The organism is Paraburkholderia bannensis NBRC 103871, from assembly GCF_000685015.1.
GTDB lineage: Bacteria > Pseudomonadota > Gammaproteobacteria > Burkholderiales > Burkholderiaceae > Paraburkholderia > Paraburkholderia bannensis.
In genome coordinates this window covers 119,551-136,695 of sequence record NZ_BAYA01000007.1, presented here as the reverse complement: position 1 = coordinate 136,695, position 17,145 = coordinate 119,551, and the positions used below count along the sequence as shown (strand labels likewise).

The 17,145-nt window shown below is 66.1% G+C and carries 14 protein-coding genes; 2 read left to right on the top strand and 12 right to left on the bottom strand.

All coding sequences use genetic code 11. The features are described 5' to 3' along the window. Positions 1 to 189: 189 nt before the first annotated feature. Positions 190 to 465 (top strand): hypothetical protein, encoded by a 276-nt coding sequence (locus tag BBA01S_RS41175; RefSeq protein ID WP_042297085.1) that lies wholly within the window; start codon positions 190 to 192, stop codon positions 463 to 465. Positions 466 to 504: 39 nt separating this feature from the next. Here the strand turns inward: BBA01S_RS41175 and BBA01S_RS13880 are convergent, their stop codons facing one another. The 5 genes from BBA01S_RS13880 to BBA01S_RS13860 form a co-directional block, all read right to left on the bottom strand. Beyond that, positions 505 to 2,745 (bottom strand): VTT domain-containing protein, encoded by a 2,241-nt coding sequence (locus tag BBA01S_RS13880; RefSeq protein WP_052391746.1) that lies wholly within the window; start codon positions 2,743 to 2,745, stop codon positions 505 to 507. Positions 2,746 to 2,903: 158 nt separating this feature from the next. Next, the gene (locus tag BBA01S_RS13875) at positions 2,904 to 4,118 is read right to left on the bottom strand and encodes a CaiB/BaiF CoA transferase family protein (RefSeq protein WP_027816986.1); all 1,215 of its coding nucleotides are present in this window, start codon (positions 4,116 to 4,118) and stop codon (positions 2,904 to 2,906) included. 74 nt (positions 4,119 to 4,192) lie between these two features. After that, positions 4,193 to 5,338, bottom strand: coding sequence for an acyl-CoA dehydrogenase family protein (locus tag BBA01S_RS13870; protein WP_027816985.1), 1,146 nt, complete (start codon positions 5,336 to 5,338; stop codon positions 4,193 to 4,195). 11 nt (positions 5,339 to 5,349) lie between these two features. After that, positions 5,350 to 6,546: an acyl-CoA dehydrogenase family protein gene (locus tag BBA01S_RS13865; protein ID WP_027816984.1), complete on the bottom strand. Its 1,197-nt coding sequence runs from the start codon at positions 6,544 to 6,546 to the stop codon at positions 5,350 to 5,352. A gap of 44 nt (positions 6,547 to 6,590) precedes the next feature. Further along, on the bottom strand, positions 6,591 to 8,738 hold the full coding sequence (locus tag BBA01S_RS13860) for a 3-hydroxyacyl-CoA dehydrogenase NAD-binding domain-containing protein (RefSeq protein WP_042297082.1): 2,148 nt from the start codon (positions 8,736 to 8,738) through the stop codon (positions 6,591 to 6,593). A 171-nt stretch (positions 8,739 to 8,909) separates the two neighbouring features. On the opposite strand from BBA01S_RS13860, the gene BBA01S_RS13855 reads away from it, so the two are divergent. Continuing rightward, entirely contained in the window at positions 8,910 to 9,812 is a 903-nt protein-coding gene (locus BBA01S_RS13855) for a LysR family transcriptional regulator (RefSeq protein WP_027816982.1), read from the top strand. 42 nt (positions 9,813 to 9,854) lie between these two features. Here the strand turns inward: BBA01S_RS13855 and BBA01S_RS13850 are convergent, their stop codons facing one another. The 7 genes from BBA01S_RS13850 to BBA01S_RS13820 form a co-directional block, all read right to left on the bottom strand. Next, positions 9,855 to 10,643 carry a DUF4397 domain-containing protein gene (locus BBA01S_RS13850; protein WP_027816981.1) on the bottom strand — a complete coding sequence of 263 codons (789 nt, stop codon included), beginning with the start codon at positions 10,641 to 10,643 and terminating at the stop codon, positions 9,855 to 9,857. 400 nt (positions 10,644 to 11,043) lie between these two features. Then, positions 11,044 to 11,481: a Na+/H+ antiporter subunit G gene (locus tag BBA01S_RS41170; RefSeq protein WP_042297079.1), complete on the bottom strand. Its 438-nt coding sequence runs from the start codon at positions 11,479 to 11,481 to the stop codon at positions 11,044 to 11,046. A gap of 24 nt (positions 11,482 to 11,505) precedes the next feature. Further along, entirely contained in the window at positions 11,506 to 11,781 is a 276-nt protein-coding gene (locus tag BBA01S_RS13840; protein ID WP_027816980.1) for a K+/H+ antiporter subunit F, read from the bottom strand. Further along, the gene (locus tag BBA01S_RS13835; RefSeq protein ID WP_027816979.1) at positions 11,775 to 12,269 is read right to left on the bottom strand and encodes a Na+/H+ antiporter subunit E; all 495 of its coding nucleotides are present in this window, start codon (positions 12,267 to 12,269) and stop codon (positions 11,775 to 11,777) included. The genes BBA01S_RS13840 and BBA01S_RS13835 overlap by 7 nt, the downstream gene beginning before the upstream one ends. 3 nt (positions 12,270 to 12,272) lie before the next feature. After that, positions 12,273 to 13,940: a monovalent cation/H+ antiporter subunit D gene (locus tag BBA01S_RS13830; protein ID WP_027816978.1), complete on the bottom strand. Its 1,668-nt coding sequence runs from the start codon at positions 13,938 to 13,940 to the stop codon at positions 12,273 to 12,275. Continuing rightward, the gene (locus BBA01S_RS41165) at positions 13,937 to 14,287 is read right to left on the bottom strand and encodes a Na+/H+ antiporter subunit C (protein WP_042297076.1); all 351 of its coding nucleotides are present in this window, start codon (positions 14,285 to 14,287) and stop codon (positions 13,937 to 13,939) included. Before BBA01S_RS41165 ends, BBA01S_RS13830 begins: the two co-directional genes overlap by 4 nt. Next, on the bottom strand, positions 14,287 to 17,088 hold the full coding sequence (locus BBA01S_RS13820; RefSeq protein WP_027816977.1) for a monovalent cation/H+ antiporter subunit A: 2,802 nt from the start codon (positions 17,086 to 17,088) through the stop codon (positions 14,287 to 14,289). Before BBA01S_RS13820 ends, BBA01S_RS41165 begins: the two co-directional genes overlap by 1 nt. Positions 17,089 to 17,145: the final 57 nt, after the last annotated feature.

Below are 17,145 nucleotides of genomic sequence, written 5' to 3'. Positions count from 1 at the left end.
TTGCTGTTGTCTTGCTGTTGCCTCGCGCGGCCCTGCCGGGCCGTGTGCCGCATAGTGTAGCCAAACTCGTGGAAACAAGCGGTTTGCCCGTAATTTGCACGCAGAAGTCGCGACGTGGGAGCATAGTCGCGTTGCAAGCTGTTTTTGTCCGGGATCAACGGTGAGTGCCGACAAGAGAGGAGACGCACCATGTGGGATCACACCGAGCACGAAGGCTTCGAAATCTGGGTGTTGCCGATTCCGGCGTTCGGGCCGCGCTCGCCCGAGCCGCTGTTCCACTACAGCGGCTACATCTGCCGGCACGGCGCAGACGCGCATCTGGAAGGGCGCAGCGTGCGCTTTCACGACATGATGCGCAATTACGTCGGCCCCGATGCCGCGCTGGACGCGGCCTACAGCGACGCTCGCAAGCGCATCGACCATTTTCATGCGGCGGGCAACTGGGGCGACGGGCCGAAAGGCTGACGCCCCCAAGGCTTCATAGCCTCAAAGCCTCAAAGACTGTTAACGTCCGCCCGACACCACCAGCATCACGGCCCGGCCCTCGCAGCCCTCGCTGCCAGGCATGGTGACGGCGCGCCAGCCGGCGGGCGGCCCGCCGCTCTTGCCGTCGAGCACGATCGGCGTGCGATGGTCATGGTCGACGTAGGTGGTGAGCACGTTGAACGGCCACGACGCGCGCCGCAGGCGCTCGTGAACCATCGAGCCGACCCAGATCGGCGTGAGTTCGGGGCCTGGCGGTGCGGCGATCACCTTTTTCCCGGCCGCATCGCTGACCACGCGGGTCGCGGGCGTGATCGCATCGGCTTGCAGGTCGTTGCGCGCGTCTTCCGCCGCCGTCGAGTCCGCGCGCGCGGCCAGCGCATAGCCGGTCGGCCAGAAGCGCAGCACGTCGCGGCGGCTGCCGGGGCGCGCCGGATCGTCGGGGATGTGCACACGCGCGAACACCAGCGGCGACGGCAAGCCGTTATTGAGCTTGGGCAGCAGCGGCAGCGACAGCGCGTCCACGTTCGGCGCGATCAGCGAAAGCACGCTTTTCGCCGTGAACTGGCCGCCCTCAGTCCAGCCCGCTTCGAGCAGCGCGGCGCGCAGGTCGGCGGCGCTGGCGGCCCACTGGAGCGTCATCGGCTCGCGCCGCTCGCCTTTCATGTCCACGCGGTAGCAGGCGAGGTTGCGCCAGAGCGTGTCGGTCCACGTCATCTGCGCGACGACCGTGGGCGTTTGCGTGACGCTCGACGCCAGTTCCGCCTGACGCTCGGCCACGCCGCGCTGCAACACGAAAGCGACTGCCAGCACGACGAACACGATCGCCGGCATGACGTTGCGCTCGGACGGCCGCGCCGGATAACGCCACAGCGAAAGCAGCACGACCGCCGCCACCCAGATCGACGCGAAGGCCGCGCCGCCAATGGCGTCGGAGAACAGGAAGCGGTCGAAATACAGCCCCGCGAAAGCGACCGCGACCACGATGCCGTTGCCGACCGTCGCGACGATGGCCGCCTCGATCATCTTCACGCGCCGCACCAGCAGGAACATCGTGAAGCCATAGACGATCACCATGGACGCCACCCGGTCGCTCGGGAACACGTAGGCGCCCACGTGCGCCGCGCCCGGCGAGCCGTGGTGGATGGCGAAGCGCAGCACGAGGATCAGCACCTGCGAAAGCGCCGCCGCCAGCATCCAGTAGGTGATGGTGCGCCAGCGCCGCTCGACGGCCATCCAGGCGGTCACGGTCAGCACGAGCGCGGCGAGCGTGTAGTTGCTGCCGAGGGTCTCGACGTGCGCGAGCACGGTGTCGGCCCAGGTCGTGTGGATCGATTGCAGGAACTGGCGCACCGACTGGTCGATCTGCACGAGCGGATCGCCGCTCAGCAGGTTGCCGAGCACATAGGAGAACACCGCCGCGCACAGCGGCACGAGCGCCGTGATCGCGAGCACCGCGCCCAGCGCGGGCTGCTTCGGGTCGAGCAGGCGCACGAGCCGCCGCGCGGCCGCGCCTTCATGCTGCGCCGCCCAGCGCGACACGCCGCGCCGCGACGCGCTCGCCCAGTTGTCCAGGTGCACCAGCAGCACGTGCGTGAAGCGCCAGACGAGCCACAGCGTGAGCGCGATGATGGCGAGCGCGACCACCAGCCGGAACGACACCGCGCCCGCCAGTTGCAGCGACGCGCCGAACACCACGCCTGGCAGGATGTGCGCGGGCGCCCACACCAGCGCCGACACCACGTTCATCATGAAAAAGCGCCACGGCGCCATGCCCGCCATGCCCGCGACGATCGGCACCACGGCGCGCAGCGGCGCGACGAAGCGCGCGAGAATCACGCTGCGCGTGCCGTGGCTGACGAAGTAGGCCTGGGCTTTTTCGAGGATGGCGGGGTGCTTGCTGAACGGCCAGACGCGTGCGATGCGGTCGCGGTATCGATGGCCGAGCCAGAAGCTCAGCGCGTCGCCGGCGACCGCGCCCCCGATGGCGCAGACGAACAGCCAGCCCAGGTTGAGCGTGCCGGTGCCCGCAAAGGCGCCCGCGATGAACATGGCGGTGCTGCCGGGGAAGAACGTGCCGATCAGCGCCAGCGATTCGAGGAACGCGGCGACCACCACGAACGCGAGCGTCCAGCCGGGGTAATCGGCGAGCAGGTGCAGCAACTGGACGTAGGCGTGCTCCATCTCGAAGGCGCGGTGTCGGGGCGTGACGGTGTTGAGCGGGATGACGACGGGCGCGCTCAGGCCCGCGCGCCGTTCCACGCGCAATATAACCGGGTGCGGCGATGTGCGTGCGATGCCGTGTCGGCCGCAACGAAAACGCCCCGCGGCGCGTGCGTCCTGCATACGCGGCGGGGCGTCTGCGCGGGTTTGAGTCCGCAACTCCCGATCCCGCCTGAACGGAAGCGGGTTTCAGCGGGCTAGATCACGCCCTTGTCCTTCAATTGCGCAAGCTGCTCGTCCGAATAACCGAGCGTCGCGGCCAGCACCTCGTGCGTGGCCTCGCCCAGTTGCGGCGGGGCGCGGCGCACGGGCATGCGTTCGCCGTCGAAGCGCCACGGCGGCGCGAGCACCGGCGTCGTGCCGCTGTCCGTGTGCGGGTGCGGCTGCTGCGTGACGAGACCCGCCTCGGTGGCGCGCGCCGACAGCAGCGCCTCGCGCAGGCCCGCGACTTCGCCGCACGGAATGCCTGCTTGCGCGAGGCGTTCGAGCAGCAGCTTGCGCGGGCGGCTGCCCAGTTCGCGCTTGAGTTCGGGCAGCAGCGCCGCGCGATTCTGCGAGCGCTGGATATTGGTCTTGTAGCGCGCGTCGTCGGCCAGATCGGGGCGCTCGATCACTTCGCGTGCGAAGCGTTCGAACTGGCTGTTGTTGCCGACCGTGATGACGAGCGGCCCGTCCGCCGCATCGAACACGCCATACGGCACGATGGACGGATGATCGTTGCCGTAGCGCGGCGGATCTTCGCCCATCACGAGCGCCTCCAGCCCGTAGTAGGCGGTGATCATGAGGCCGCAATCGAACAGCGCCATTTCGATGTGGCGGCCGCGCCCGCTGCGCTCGCGCTGGTACAGCGCCGCGAGCATCGCCTGCGCCGAATACATGCCCGTGAACAGGTCGACCGCCGCGACGCCGAACTTGAGCGGCGGCTGGGTCGCCTCGCCATTCAGCGCCATCAAGCCCGCTTCGCCCTGCACGACGAGGTCGTAACCGGGGCGCTTCGCCTCGGAACCCGTGCGGTCGTAGCCCGAAATCGAGCAGTAGATCAGGCGCGGATTCTCCGCGCTCAATTGCTCATAGCCCAGGCCGAGCTTTTCCGCGCCGCCGAACTTGAAGTTCTGCACCACCACATCGCAGGTCTTCGCCAGGTCGCGCGCGATCTGCTGGCCTTCGGGCGTTTGCAGGTCGAGCGTGATCGAGCGCTTGTTGCGGTTCACGCTGTTGAAGTACGCGGTCTCGGTCTGGCCGATGCGCAAGCCCCAGTCACGCGTATCGTCGCCGCGATCGGGATGCTCGACCTTGATGACTTCCGCACCGAGGTCGCCGAGCACCATCGCGCTCCAAGGCCCCGCGAGAATGCGCGAAAGATCGAGCACGCGCACGCCCGCCAGCGGCAGGCCATTGTTTTCCGTCTGCATCAGCAGGCACTCCTGATTCGTTGTGGAGGGAAGGCCGCGCGTGAGCGTGCAGGGCGCGGCCTTCCACGCCTGACTCACGCCGCAGCGCTTTCCAGTGCATTCAGCGCGATGTAACGCGCGAGATGATGGTCTTCGTCGCCGAGCTGATGATCGATCATCACAAGGCGCTTGGCGTAGTGCGCGAGCGGCAGCTCCCACGTCATGCCGATGCCGCCGTGCAGCTGGATCGCTTCTTCGGCCACGCGCGCGCCGATGTGCCCGATCGTGTACTTCGCCGCCGACAGGGCGCGCTCGCGTTGCACACGCGGTGCATCGACGGCGGCCGCCGCGTTGATGACCGCCGAGCGCGCCTGTTCGATGTCGAGCAGCAGGTCGGCCATGCGATGCTGCAAGGCCTGGAAGCTGCCGAGCGGCAAACCGAACTGCTTGCGCGTACGCAGATACTCAAGCGTGAAATCGCGCGTGATGTCCATTGCGCCAAGCGCTTCCGCCGCCAGCGCGATCAGGCCGTAGCCGGTTGCGTGTTCGAGCGTGGCGAAGCCGCCGCCCTGCGCGCCGAGCAATGCCTGCGCGCCGACCTTCACGTTGTCGAGCGTGACTTCCGCCGCGCGTCCCCCGTCGATCTTGCGATAGCCGCGCACGTTCACGCCTTCGGCATGGCGTGGCACGAGAAAGAGCGCAATGCCCGCTTCGTCGAATTCAGCTCCCGACGTTCGCGCCGAAACCAGCAGCACGTCCGCATGTTCCGCATGCTGCACGACGCCTTTCGCGCCTTGCAGCAGCCAGCCGTCGCCATCCTTTTCGGCACGCGTGCTTACACGCGACGCCTCGTAATGCGAGCCGGGTTCGTCGTGCGCGAGCGCTGCGATCTGCGAGCCGTCGATCAGCGCCGCGATACGCTCGCGCTGCGAGTCATTGCCCGCATGCGCAAGCGCGCGGCCCACGATCAGCGTATCGAGAAACGGCTCGACCACGAGCCCGCGCCCGAGCGCCTCGAACACCACGGCCACGTCGAAACCCTGGCCGCCAAAGCCGCCATCGGCCTCGTCGAACAGCGCGCCGATCACGCCGAGTTCGGCAAAACGCCGCCATATGTCCGCGCTGAAACCCTCACTGGAGCGCGCGATTTTATCGCGCGTCTCGAATCCGTACTGCTCCGAGATGAAACGATTGAGCGTATCCGCGAGCATGCGGCGGTCTTCGGTGTGCTGGAAATTCATCGCAAGACCTCTTAAAGACCGAGAATCATCTTGGAGATGATGTTCTTCTGGATTTCATTGGAGCCGCCGAAAATCGACAGCTTGCGATTGTTGAAATAGAGCGCGGCGGCGCTGGCGGCTTCTTCCGGGCCGACCGGTTCGCCGTCGAAGCCTTCCTGCAAGGCTTCTTCGATAAACGGCGCAGCATAGGGGCCCATCGCGCGGCGCAGCAGCGAGGAAATCTCCTGGCGGATCTCGGTGCCGCGAATCTTCAGCATCGAGCTTTCCGCGCCCGGCACGCCGCCGCCCGCCACGGCGGCGATCACGCGCAGGTTCGTGGTCTTCATGTTCTCCAGGTCGATCTCGACTTTGGCAAGCCGTGCGGCGAATTGCGGATCCTGCGCGAGCGGCTTGCCGTTGCGCGTGACCTTTTGCGCGGCCAGTTTCAGCCGCGCGAGCGCCGCCACGGAAAAGCCCACGCCCGCGATATTGGTGCGCTCGTAGGTGAGCAGATATTTCGCGTAAGTCCAGCCCTTGTTCTCTTCGCCGACGAGGTTGTCCACCGGCACGCGCACATCGGTGAAGAACACCTCGTTGACTTCATGCTCGCCGTCGAGCGTGATGATCGGCCGCACTTCGATGCCGGGCGTGTTCATGTCGATCAGCAAAAAGCTGATGCCTTCCTGCTTGCGCACATCGGTGGCGGTGCGCACGAGGCAGAAAATCATGTTCGCGTAGTGGCCGAGCGTCGTCCACGTCTTCTGGCCGTTGACGACGTAGTGATCGCCCTGGCGAACGGCGGCCGTGCGCACCGCCGCGAGATCCGAACCCGCGCCCGGTTCCGAATAGCCCTGGCACCACCAGTCTGAGCCATCGAGAATACGCGGCAGCCAATGGCGTTTTTGCGCTTCGTTGCCGTACTTGATGAGCACCGGCCCGAGCATGTTCACGCCGAACGGCACGATGCGCGGCGCGGCGGCAATCGCGCATTCGTTTTCGAAGATGAACTTCTGCACGGCGCTCCAGCCGGGGCCGCCGTATTCCTTCGGCCAGTGATTCGCGAGCCAGCCCTTTTCGTTGAGGATCGCGTGCCATTGCGCCATGTCGTCGCGCGTGAGGTGCTGGCCGTTGCGCACCTTGCTGGCGATGCGCTGCGGCAGGCGCTCGCGCAGGAAGTCGAGCACTTCGCTGCGGAAGGCTTCTTCTTCGGCGGTAAAGTTGAGGTTCATGTTCGAGGGATTCCCTTTATTCGTTGCGCGTGCAACCAGTACCATCAGGCCGATTGATTCAGGCTCGCGAAATTCGCACCGCGTTCCACCAGCTCGACCAGCAGCGGCGACGGCTTCCAGAACAGCGGATCTTCCTTCGCGAACTCGCGGATATCGGCGAGCACGTTTGCGAGGCCAACGGTATCGGCGTAATGCATCGGGCCGCCGCGATGGCGCGGGAAGCCGTAGCCGTAGAGGAAGGTCACGTCCACGTCGAGCGGGCGCAGCGCGATCTTTTCGTGCACGACGTTCGCGCCTTCGTTGATCATCGCGGCCATGTAGCGGCGCAGGATTTCCTCGTCGCTGAAGCTGCGCGGTTCGATCCCTGCGCGTTCGCGCTCGGTGCGGATGATCGATTCGACTTCGGGGTCGGGCGTGCCGGTGCGTGCGCCGTCGGGGTAGAGGTAGAAGCCGCGGCCCGTCTTCTGGCCGAACCAGCCGCGTTCGCACAGACGGTCGGCGATCTGCACGTAACGCGCTTTCGGGTCGCGCGTGGCGGCGCGACGCTTGCGCGTGGCCCAGCCGATATCGCCGCCCGCCAGGTCGACCACCTGATACGGGCCCATCGGATAGCCGAATTCGCGCACGGCCTTGTCGACCTGATACGGCGACGCGCCGTCTTCCATCAGGTGATCGGCGGCGGTGCGGTAGACGGCGAGAATGCGATTGCCGATGAAACCGTCGCACACGCCCGCGCGCACGGGCACCTTGCGCAGCTTCTTCGCGAGTTCGAACGCGGTGGCGACGACGTCGGCGCTGACCTGCTTCGGCACCACGACTTCGAGCAGCTTCATGATGTTGGCCGGCGAGAAGAAGTGCAGGCCGATCACGTCCTGCGGGCGCTTCACGCTGTTTGCAATGGCGTCGATGTCGAGATACGAGGTGTTGGTCGCGAGCACGGCGCCCGGCTTGCAGACGCGGTCGAGTTCGGCGAATACGGCCTGCTTGACGCCCATCTCTTCGAACACCGCTTCGATCACGAGATCGACCGTGGCGAGCGCGTCATACGACGTGCTGCCGGTAAAGCGCGCGAGAATGGCGTCCTTCGCTTCGGGCTTCATGCGGCCCTTTGCGATCAGGCCGTCGTAGACCTTTTCCACGTGCGCGCGCCCGCGTGCGAGCGAGGCGTCGTCGCGCTCGATCATCGTCACGGGCAGGCCCGCATCGAGCACGGCCACCGCAATGCCCGCGCCCATCGTGCCGCCGCCGACCACGCCGACGGTTTCGATCGCACGCGGTTTAGCGGTCTTGGCTTCCGGCGTCTTCTGCACTTCGCGCTCGGCGAAGAAGGCGTGCACGAGGCCCGCGCGCTGCGGGCTGTCGAGGCATTCCAGGAACAGCTTGCGTTCGACGCGCTGGCCTTCTTCGAACGACTGGTCGAGCGCGGCCTGCACGCAATCGACGATCTTCAGCGGCGAGAACAGGCCGCGCGATTTCTTCGCGGTCTCGGCGCGCGCGGCGTCGATGGCGGCTTGCGCGGCGGTGCGGTCGGCCAGCGCCTGCGCGTCGCGCGTGCGGCGCACGCTCGCGTGCGCGGCCAGCAGTTCCTGCGCGTAGGCAAGGCCTTCGGCAAGGATGTCGTCGCTCGATCCCACGCGATCGACAAGGCCCAGCTTGAGCGCTTCCTGTGCGCCGATGTGCTTGCCGCTGAGCATCAACGCGAGCGCGGCTTCGGCGCCGATCAGGCGCGGCGTGCGTTGCGTGCCGCCTGCGCCGGGCAGCAGGCCCAGTTGCACTTCGGGCAGGCCGAGCTTCGCGCCCGCCACCGCCAGGCGATAGTGCGCCGCAAGCGCGATTTCCAGGCCGCCGCCCAGCGCCGCGCCGTGAATCGCCGCGATCACGGGCTTGTGGCTGGCTTCGATACGGTTGCAGACATCGGGCAGCGCGGGCGGCTGCGGCGGCTTGCCGAACTCGCGGATGTCCGCACCGGCGATGAAGTTGCGCCCCGCGCCGATGATCAGCACGGCCTGCACGGCGGCGTTCGCTTCGGCGTGCTCGATGGCGGCGGCCAGGCCGCGGCGTACATCGACGCCCAGCGCGTTGACGGGCGGATTGTCCACGGTGACGAGCAGCACCTTGCCGCGTAGTTCGTGTGTGACCGGGGAAGCGGGCGAAGCGGGGGAATTGGCGGAAGCGGCCGTGTCGATTGCCATGAAGCGTGTCTCCTGATTTAGGGGCCGACCGGGATGTTCTGGCGGCGGTTCTCCAATAATGGACTTCATTGTGTGGATGCCAGGGTTCATTGACAATCCCATCGTTCGTTGACATGCTGTCAAAGAATTTTTGACAATCGACCCGATTCCGGGTCATGCGTGGAAAGAGCCGTGGACGTTAATGCGCTGACGCTGCTGGTGGAGATCCTCGACGCGGGCAACCTGAGCGAGGCCGCGCGCCGCCTCAAGATGAGCCGCGCGAACGTGAGCTACCACCTCAATCACCTGGAAAAGTCGATCGGCCTGCAACTCGTGCGCCGCACCACGCGCCGCGTGGAGCCGACCGAGATCGGCCTGAAGCTCTATGAGCATGGCCGCACGATCCAGAATGCGCTGCTTGCCGCGCACGAGTCGGTCTCGACGCTGGGGCAGAGCCTGCAGGGTCGCGTGCGGCTTTCGGTGCCGAGCGGCTACGGGCAACTCGTGATGTCGGAGTGGTTGATCCGCTTCAAGCGGCTTTATCCGGGCATCGTGCTCGACGTGATGTTTGAAAATCGCGTCGAAGACCTGTTGCGCGATGAAGTCGATATCGCCGTGCGGGTGATGCACGAGCCGCCGCAGAACCTCGTGGCGCGCGATATGGGAGCGGTCAAGTACCTGGCGTGCGCGTCGGCGCAATGGGCGGCGGAACACGGCATGCCGCAAACGCTGGAAGATCTTGCGCGCGCGCCGCTCATCACCGCCACGGTGGTGGGGCGGCAACTAAGGCTGGCGGCCTACCTGAAAGAGGAACGGCACGAAGTCCTGCTGGAACCGTCGATTATTTCGGAAAACTTCCTGTTCCTGCGCCAGTCGATCCTGGCCGGGCTGGGCGTGGGCATCGTGCCGGATTACGTGGTGCACGACGATATGCGCGCGGGCCAGGTGGTGACGTCGCTCGACGCGTGGCGCCTGAGTATTTTCGGCACGCACATGTACATGCTCTATATGCCGAACCGTCATCACACGCGCGCAGCGTCCACGTTTATCGACTTCGTACTGGACGAGGCGCATAAAGCCGGACGCGGGGCGTGAATCCGCCCCGCGTCCGGGCTCTACCTCGGCGGATCTACCGCATTACACACCCGTCAACTGGTTCGTCAACTCGACAGCCGGTTGCGAGGTGTTGCCGCCTTGCGCGACCAGCAGGTGAATCTGGCCCACTGCGAGTTGCGAGATCGTGCCTGCGATCGGCACCGACGTGATGAGCCAGTCGGCGTTGTTGCCCAGATTGAACGAGGCGGACTGGAAGATCGGCGTCTTCGACCCGGCCACCGTCACGATCGCCACATACGTGCCGCCGTTCAGGTAGTTCGAGTCCTGGCCGCTGGCCGGCACCGCATTCTTGAACGCCACGCCGGCCATGGTCGGCGAAACGGTGTTGATGTCAGTATTGGGCGCGACGATATAGATGTCGAGATTCTGCGCGTTGACCGTGGCGTTGAATGCCCGCACGCGCGCGCTGCTGGACAGCAGGCCCTTGTCGAACGGATCGTCGATCAGGCCGATATCGCCGCCTGTCGCAGCAGGCAGCGCGAGCACCGTATATTCGTGGCCCTTGGCGACATCCGGGAAGTTGCCGCTGGCGATGGCCGTGGTCGTGCCCGTGTTGGCATACGCCACCGTGGTGTTGCCCGTGTTGATATTCGCGAAGTTCGTGACCTGCTTGTACGCGATATTGGTTTGCAGCGCGCTGCCGTTCACGAGAAAGTCCACGTTGCCGCCGCCCGGCAGGGCGTGCACAAAATGGATCTCGGGGTTTTGCAGGCCCAGTTCCTTGCCGACGTCATTGCCGCCGCCGCCGCCGCAGGCGGTCAACAGGGCCGCCGCGCTCGCAAGCGCGGCCAGGGTGCGAATCGTCTTCATCTCATCCACCTCATCGAGTCTCGGTTTAGCTGTAGAAGTCGCGCGGTGTAGTGCCGTTGTAGTGCGTTGTTCGGCGCGCGTTATTTATTTCTATGGGCTTCCAGTTGTGCCTTTCGCGTTCGTTCGCAGACCCAGGGGGATTGCGATGCTGCATCCGGGCGAGCATGTTCAGCAATCGCTGTGCCGCAGGTTTGCCAACGAGTGAGCGAAGTCGTAACGAGGGGTAACGAAGGGGAGCGGCAGGCGTTGCAAGGCGCGCCAAAGCAGGCGCCCGCAGCGATGATGGCAATAGAGGAAAAGACCTAAGCCAGAATTTAAGTGGTCTTTAAATCGGCTTTAAAAAATATCTTTGGCAGAGTGACGCGCAAAATCCATGTGCAGCTTTTACGAGTGCCCGCGTTCACGCGTCCTGGCCAGGCTTGTTCGCCGGGCGCGCGCTTTGCGCAGGGTCGCTTGATGCGTCAAGGTCTTCGCGCTCGCGCGTGTCGCCGTGTTCGGCGCAGGCGCCCGTTGCGGGCGGGCGTCCGCGCGTGACGCCCGTGAGCGGCACGCGCTGCTGGATGCCTGCCTTAGCGAGCATGTGTGCGCTGATGGGCGCGGTGAGAAACAGGAACGCGGGAATCAGCAGCTCATGCAGGCTCGCGTAATTGTTGTGAGTGCTGAAGTAGATCACCGAGGCTAGCACGATGCCGCCCACGCCCAGCGTGGTCGATTTGGTCGGGCCATGCAGGCGCATGAAGAAGTCGGGCAGGCGAAAAAGCCCGATCGCGCCGACCAGCGTAAACAGGCTGCCCACGAGCAGCAGCACGGACACGATGGCTTCGACGGCGGTTTGCATTGGCTTGCCTCTTGAGCGGGGGAGTCAGTTGAGTTCGATGATGTCGCCGCGCTGGAGATACTTCGTCAGCGCGACGGTGCCCACAAAACCCATCACGGCGATCAGCAGCGCGGCTTCGAAAAACACCGTCGAGCGCAGGCTGATGCCATACACCACGATGAGCGCGATCGCATTGATATTGAGCGTGTCGAGCGCGACGATGCGATCGGGCAGCGACGGCCCGCGCACCAGGCGCGCGAGCGTGAGCAGGAACGCGACGCCTAGAATCGCGAACGAGACCGGGATCACGATGGCTAGCATGCGAATATCTCCAGCAATGGGGCTTCATAACGGGACTTGATCAAGGCGACGAGCGCCGCTTCGTCGTCGAGATCAAGCACGTGCACGAACAGGCGCGTGCGGTCGTCGCTGAGTTCGGCGCACAGCGTGCCGGGGCTCAGCGAAACGATGCTGATCAGCGCGGCGAGCGCGATTTCGTGCGTGCTGTCCAGCGGAACTTCGATAAAGGCGGGGCGCAGGCGCTTCGTCGGGCCGAGCACGAGCAGCGCGACTTCCACATTGGCGACCACGATATCGACGAGCACATGGCCGAACAGGCGCACCAGCAGCCACGGCCTGCCAAAGCGCACCGGTTGCAGCCACAGACCTTCGCCGATACAGAATGCGATGACGACGCCAAGCACCGCGCCGAGCAGCAGGTTGCCTGGCGAGACGTCGTTCATCAGCAGAACCCAGCAGACGAGCAGCACGATGCTGAGCCACGGATGCGGAAACAGCCGTTTGAGCATGGGTCAGCCTCCGCTTGCCGGTGCGGCGGCGGGTGTCGCTGATGTTGCCGACATTGCCGACGTCGCTGGGAGGATCGCGCGCACGTAGGCGGCGCGGTCGAAGAGCTGCGCGGCGGTGGCGTCGAGATACTGGCGCAACGAACCCGCGCCAAGCGTGGCCGCCGCCACGCAGCCCAGCAGCAGCGCGCAGGCGGCGAGTTTCGCCGAACTGCCGCGCGGTGCGCGTGCAGGCGCATTCGCGGCGGCGCGCGCGGCGGGTTCGGCCCACAGCAGGCGCGTGCCGGTACGGCTCAACGCGACGATCAGCAACAGGCTGGAGACCAGCACGGCGGGCCACAGGACGGTCGCGCTGCTCATCGGCGTGGCGGCGAGCACCATCGCCTTGCCGAGAAAGCCCGAGAGCGGCGGCAGGCCCGCTGCGCCCACGGCGGCGACCAGGTAGAGCACCCCGGCGACGTTGGAAGGCCAGGGCGCATGCGTGGCGCGTGCAGCCGCGACCGCCGCGCCATCGGATTCGGGCGAGATCGCAGCGGCGGCAGCGTCGTCAAGGGCTTCGAGCGAGGCGGGTTCCAGCGCGTGTTCCGTCGCACCGGGCGTCGCGAGCGCCTCCGGTTCGAGCGTATCGGCAAGCAGGAACAGCGCGCCCGAACACAGCGTCGTGCTGATGAGGTAGTAGAGCAGTGCGCTCCAGGCGAGCGGCGTCTGCTGCGTGATGGCGGCGATCAGGAGTCCCACCGAAACGAGCACGAGATAACCCGTGGTGGTCTTGAGGCTCGATACGGCCAGCGCGCCCAGCGCGCCAAAGACGATCGTCGCGATGGCGAGCCACCACGCCCAGTCGCGCATGAAAGCGTCGAGCACCCCGCCCGCCCCCAGCCCGAACACGAGTGCGTCGCAACGCAGCATCGCGTAGATGCCCACCTTCGTCATGATCGCGAACAGCGCCGCCACTGGGCCGATGGCGCTGCGGTAGGCCTGCGGCAGCCAGAACGACATCGGGAACAAGGCAGCCTTCAGGCCGAACACGAGCATCAGCGTCGCGCCCGCGAAGCGTGCGAGTGGCAGCGTGGCGGGGTCGAGGTGCGCGAGGCGCTCGCCCATGTCGGCCATGTTGAGCGTGCCCGCGATGCCGTACAGTACGCCCAGCGCGATCAGGAAGAACGACGATCCGACCAGGTTCATCAGCAGATAGTGCAGGCCGTTGCGCACGCGCCGCGTGCCGCCGCCATGCAGCAGCAGCGCATAGGACGCGATCAGCAGCAGTTCGAAAAACACGAACAGGTTGAACAGGTCGCCCGCGAGGAACGCGCCGTTCAGGCCCATCAGCTCGAACTGGAACAGCGCGCGGAAATAGCGGCCGCGACGTGCATCGGCGCTCGACGTGCCTAGCAGGCAGCAGCACGCCAGCACGGCCGTGAGCAGCAACATCAGCGCACCGAGCCGGTCGAGTTGCAGCACGATGCCGAACGGCGCGGGCCACGCCCCCAGTGCGTAAGTGGCGATGTCGCCTTGCGCCGCATGCGCGGTCAGCCAGCAGGCGACCGGCAGCAGCGCGACGATCGCCACGGCGTTGAGCGCGCGTTGCAGGCGCTTTGCCCGCACCGGCAGCGCGACGATGGCGCCCGCCGCGAACAGCGGGATCAGGATGGGGAGCAGAAGGGCGTGATTCATGCGCCGAGCTTCTCCTTGTTGCTTTCGATGGCCTCGCCGTTGACATGGTCGCTGCCGGTCATGGCCAGCGAACGCAGCGCGAGCACGACGGTGAACGCCGTCATCGCAAAGCCGATCACGATGGCCGTGAGCACGAGCGCCTGCGGAACGGGATCGGCATATTGCGCGCCCGGCGCGACGACGGGCGGCTTGCCGGTTGCAAGCCGTCCCATGCCGAGCACGAACAGATTGATCGCATACGAAAACAGCGTGATGCCGAGGATCACAGGGAACACGCGCGCGCAAAGCAGCAGATAGATGCCGCTTGCGCACAGCACTCCGATTGCGGCGGCGAAGGCGGCTTCCATCAGCTTTTCTCCACGGACTGCATGTCCTTGTCGCGCACGCCCAGATGCGAAACGATCGTGAGCGTCGTGCCCACTACGGCGCCCAGCACGCCCAGGTCGAACAGCATCGCCGTGCTCAACTCGATTTCGCCGATGAGCGGCAGATGAAAATGCCCGAACGAGCTGGTGAGGAACGGATAGCCGAACGCGAGACTGCCCAGACCCGTTGCGGCCGCAACGAGCAGGCCCAGCCCCGCGAGTGCGCGGTATTGAATGCGGATACGCGATTCTGTCCACAACACGCCGCTTGCCACGTACTGGAGCAGCAGCGCGATGGAGACGATCAGCGAAGCGATGAATCCGCCGCCAGGCAGGTTGTGGCCACGCAGGAACACAAACACGGCGACAAGCATCGTGAGCGGCAGCATCAGCCGCGCGAGGATCGCCAGCAGCAGCGGGTGCGATTGCGACGACCACGGCAGGCCGCCGGGCCCGGTGCCCGATGCCTTCAGGCGCAGGCCGCGCAGCAGCGCCTTGACGGCGAGGCCCGCGACCACCAGCACGCTCACCTCGACCATCGTGTCGAAGCCGCGAAAGTCCACGAGGATCACGTTGACGACGTTATGGCCGCCGCTGCCGGGCAACGCGTTGGCGAGGAAATAAGGCGCGATGCCTTGCACCGGCTCGCGCGTCATCACCTCATAGGCGACGCTGCCGAGCAGGCCGCCGCCCATCAGCGCGAGCAGGCCGTTGCGCAGGCGCGTGGGGATCGTCTCGACGACCGGTTGGAGCGTGGGCAGGAAGTAAATCGCGAGAACGAGCAGGAGCACCGTGACTACTTCGACGGACACCTGCGTGAGCGCGAGATCGGGCGCGGAAAAGCGCGCGAACGCGAGCGTCACCAGCAATCCGCAGGTGCTCAGCACGACGAGCGAATAGAGCGTGTGCTGGCGCACCAGCACGACGCCCACGGCGAGGAGCGCCATCAGCACGAGCCCGCAGAGCGTGAGCGCGTCGATGGGCAGCGGCGCGAGCGTGCCGCCCCACGCGCCGAGCGCGAAGAAGTAGGAGCCCGGCACGATCAGCATGGCCGCGATCATCCACGACAGATAGGCGGGCAGCGAACGTGTTTCGAACACCCGCACGATCACGGCGGCGCCTTTTTCGAGGCGCTGCACCAGCCGGTCGAAGCCCTCGCTCGCATTCATGTCCGAGAGCACCGAACGATGATGGCGGAACGCATCGCGGCGCAGGAAAAAGAGGGCCGCGCCCGCCGCGAACGACACCACGCTCATAATGAGCGGTGCGTTGATGCCGTGCCAGATGCTCAGGCTGTAGTCGGGCAGCTTGCCGCCCAGCGTGAACCACGCCGCCGACGCGAGCATGCGGCCAATCGTGTGCTGCGGAAAGAGGCCGATCAGCAGGCAGATCACCACGAGGATTTCCACCGGCAGCTTCATGAAGCGCGGCGGTTCGTGGGGCGGATAGTGCGGCAGGTCGTGCGGCGTCGAGCCATCGAAGAACACGCCCCACACAAAGCGCAGCGAATAGGCCACGGACAGCGCCGCCGCCGCGATCGCCACGACCGGGATCGCCCAGTTGAACGGGCCGAACATGCCTTGCGCGAGCGTCTCGCCGAAAAACATTTCCTTCGACAGGAAGCCGTTGAGCAAGGGCACACCCGCCATCGCCAGCGACGCCACGCTCGCTAGCACCGCGGTATGCGGCATGTACTTGCGCAGGCCGCGCAGACGGCCCAGGTCGCGCGTGCCGGTTTCATGGTCGATGATGCCCGCGGCCATGAACAGCGACGCCTTGAACACGGCATGGTTGACCGTATGAAAGAGCGCGGCGACCGTGGAGAGCTGCGTGTCGAGTCCGAACAGCAGCACGATCAGGCCGAGGTGGCTGATCGTCGAGTAGGCGAGCAGGCCCTTGAGGTCGCGCTGGAACAGCGCCATCGACGCGCCGCCCACGAGGGTGACAAGGCCCGCGAGCGTCGCCGTATAAGTCCACCAGTCGGTGCCCTCGAAGACCGGATAGAGGCGCGCGAGCAGGAACACGCCGGCCTTCACCATCGTCGCCGAATGCAGGTAGGACGAGACGGGCGTGGGCGCCGACATCGCGTGCGGCAGCCAGAGGTGAAACGGAAACTGCGCCGACTTCGTGAACGCCGCGAGCAGCGTGAGCAGCAAAATGGCCGGGTAAAGCGGATCGTGCTGGATTTTGGGCGCTTGGGCGAGCACGTCGTTCAGCTCGTAACTGCCGCACACGTGACCGATCAGCAGCACGGCCGCGAGCAGCGCGAGGCCGCCCGCGCCCGTGATGGTGAGCGCCATGCGCGCGCCGCGCCGTCCATCGGGCCGTGACGGCCAGAAGCCGATCAGCAGGAACGAGACGAGGCTCGTCAGCTCCCAGAAGATGACGAGCAGGAGCAGGTTGTTCGACAGCACCACGCCGAGCATCGCGCCCATGAACAGCAGAAGCAGCAGATAGAGGCGCGGCAGTGCGTCGTTGCCCGCGAGGTAGTAGCGCGCGTAAATGAAGACCAGCAGGCCGATGGCGAGCACCAGCAGCGCGAACATGAAGGACAGGCCGTCCAGTCGCAGCGACAGCGCGAGGCCGATGTCGGGCACCCATTCGTGCCGCCACTGCATGACGCCGAAGGTCGCCATGCCGACGCGTTCGCTCAGCAGCAGCCCGAGGCCGAACAGCGCCGCCGCGAACGCGATCCAGGTCGCGAGCGCACGCATGCGATGAGGCGTGAGCGCGACCAGCGCCGCTGCGATAAACGGAAGTACGACCAGCCACCCCAATGCCATGCGATGCTCTCCGGGAAATCGACCGCGCGTGTCTGGACTCTGCGGATCGCTTGCCCG

Coding starts and splice junctions, on each gene's coding strand:
- BBA01S_RS41170 (WP_042297079.1), bottom strand. CDS start 11,481: ATGCAAACCGCCGTCGAAGCCATCGTGTCCGTGCTGCTGCTCGTGGGC.
- BBA01S_RS13820 (WP_027816977.1), bottom strand. CDS start 17,088: ATGGCATTGGGGTGGCTGGTCGTACTTCCGTTTATCGCAGCGGCGCTG.
- BBA01S_RS13870 (WP_027816985.1), bottom strand. CDS start 5,338: ATGAATTTCCAGCACACCGAAGACCGCCGCATGCTCGCGGATACGCTC.
- BBA01S_RS41165 (WP_042297076.1), bottom strand. CDS start 14,287: ATGGAAGCCGCCTTCGCCGCCGCAATCGGAGTGCTGTGCGCAAGCGGC.
- BBA01S_RS13835 (WP_027816979.1), bottom strand. CDS start 12,269: ATGCTCAAACGGCTGTTTCCGCATCCGTGGCTCAGCATCGTGCTGCTC.
- BBA01S_RS13875 (WP_027816986.1), bottom strand. CDS start 4,118: ATGCAGACGGAAAACAATGGCCTGCCGCTGGCGGGCGTGCGCGTGCTC.
- BBA01S_RS41175 (WP_042297085.1), top strand. CDS start 190: ATGTGGGATCACACCGAGCACGAAGGCTTCGAAATCTGGGTGTTGCCG.
- BBA01S_RS13850 (WP_027816981.1), bottom strand. CDS start 10,643: ATGAAGACGATTCGCACCCTGGCCGCGCTTGCGAGCGCGGCGGCCCTG.
- BBA01S_RS13830 (WP_027816978.1), bottom strand. CDS start 13,940: ATGAATCACGCCCTTCTGCTCCCCATCCTGATCCCGCTGTTCGCGGCG.
- BBA01S_RS13865 (WP_027816984.1), bottom strand. CDS start 6,546: ATGAACCTCAACTTTACCGCCGAAGAAGAAGCCTTCCGCAGCGAAGTG.
- BBA01S_RS13860 (WP_042297082.1), bottom strand. CDS start 8,738: ATGGCAATCGACACGGCCGCTTCCGCCAATTCCCCCGCTTCGCCCGCT.
- BBA01S_RS13840 (WP_027816980.1), bottom strand. CDS start 11,781: ATGCTAGCCATCGTGATCCCGGTCTCGTTCGCGATTCTAGGCGTCGCG.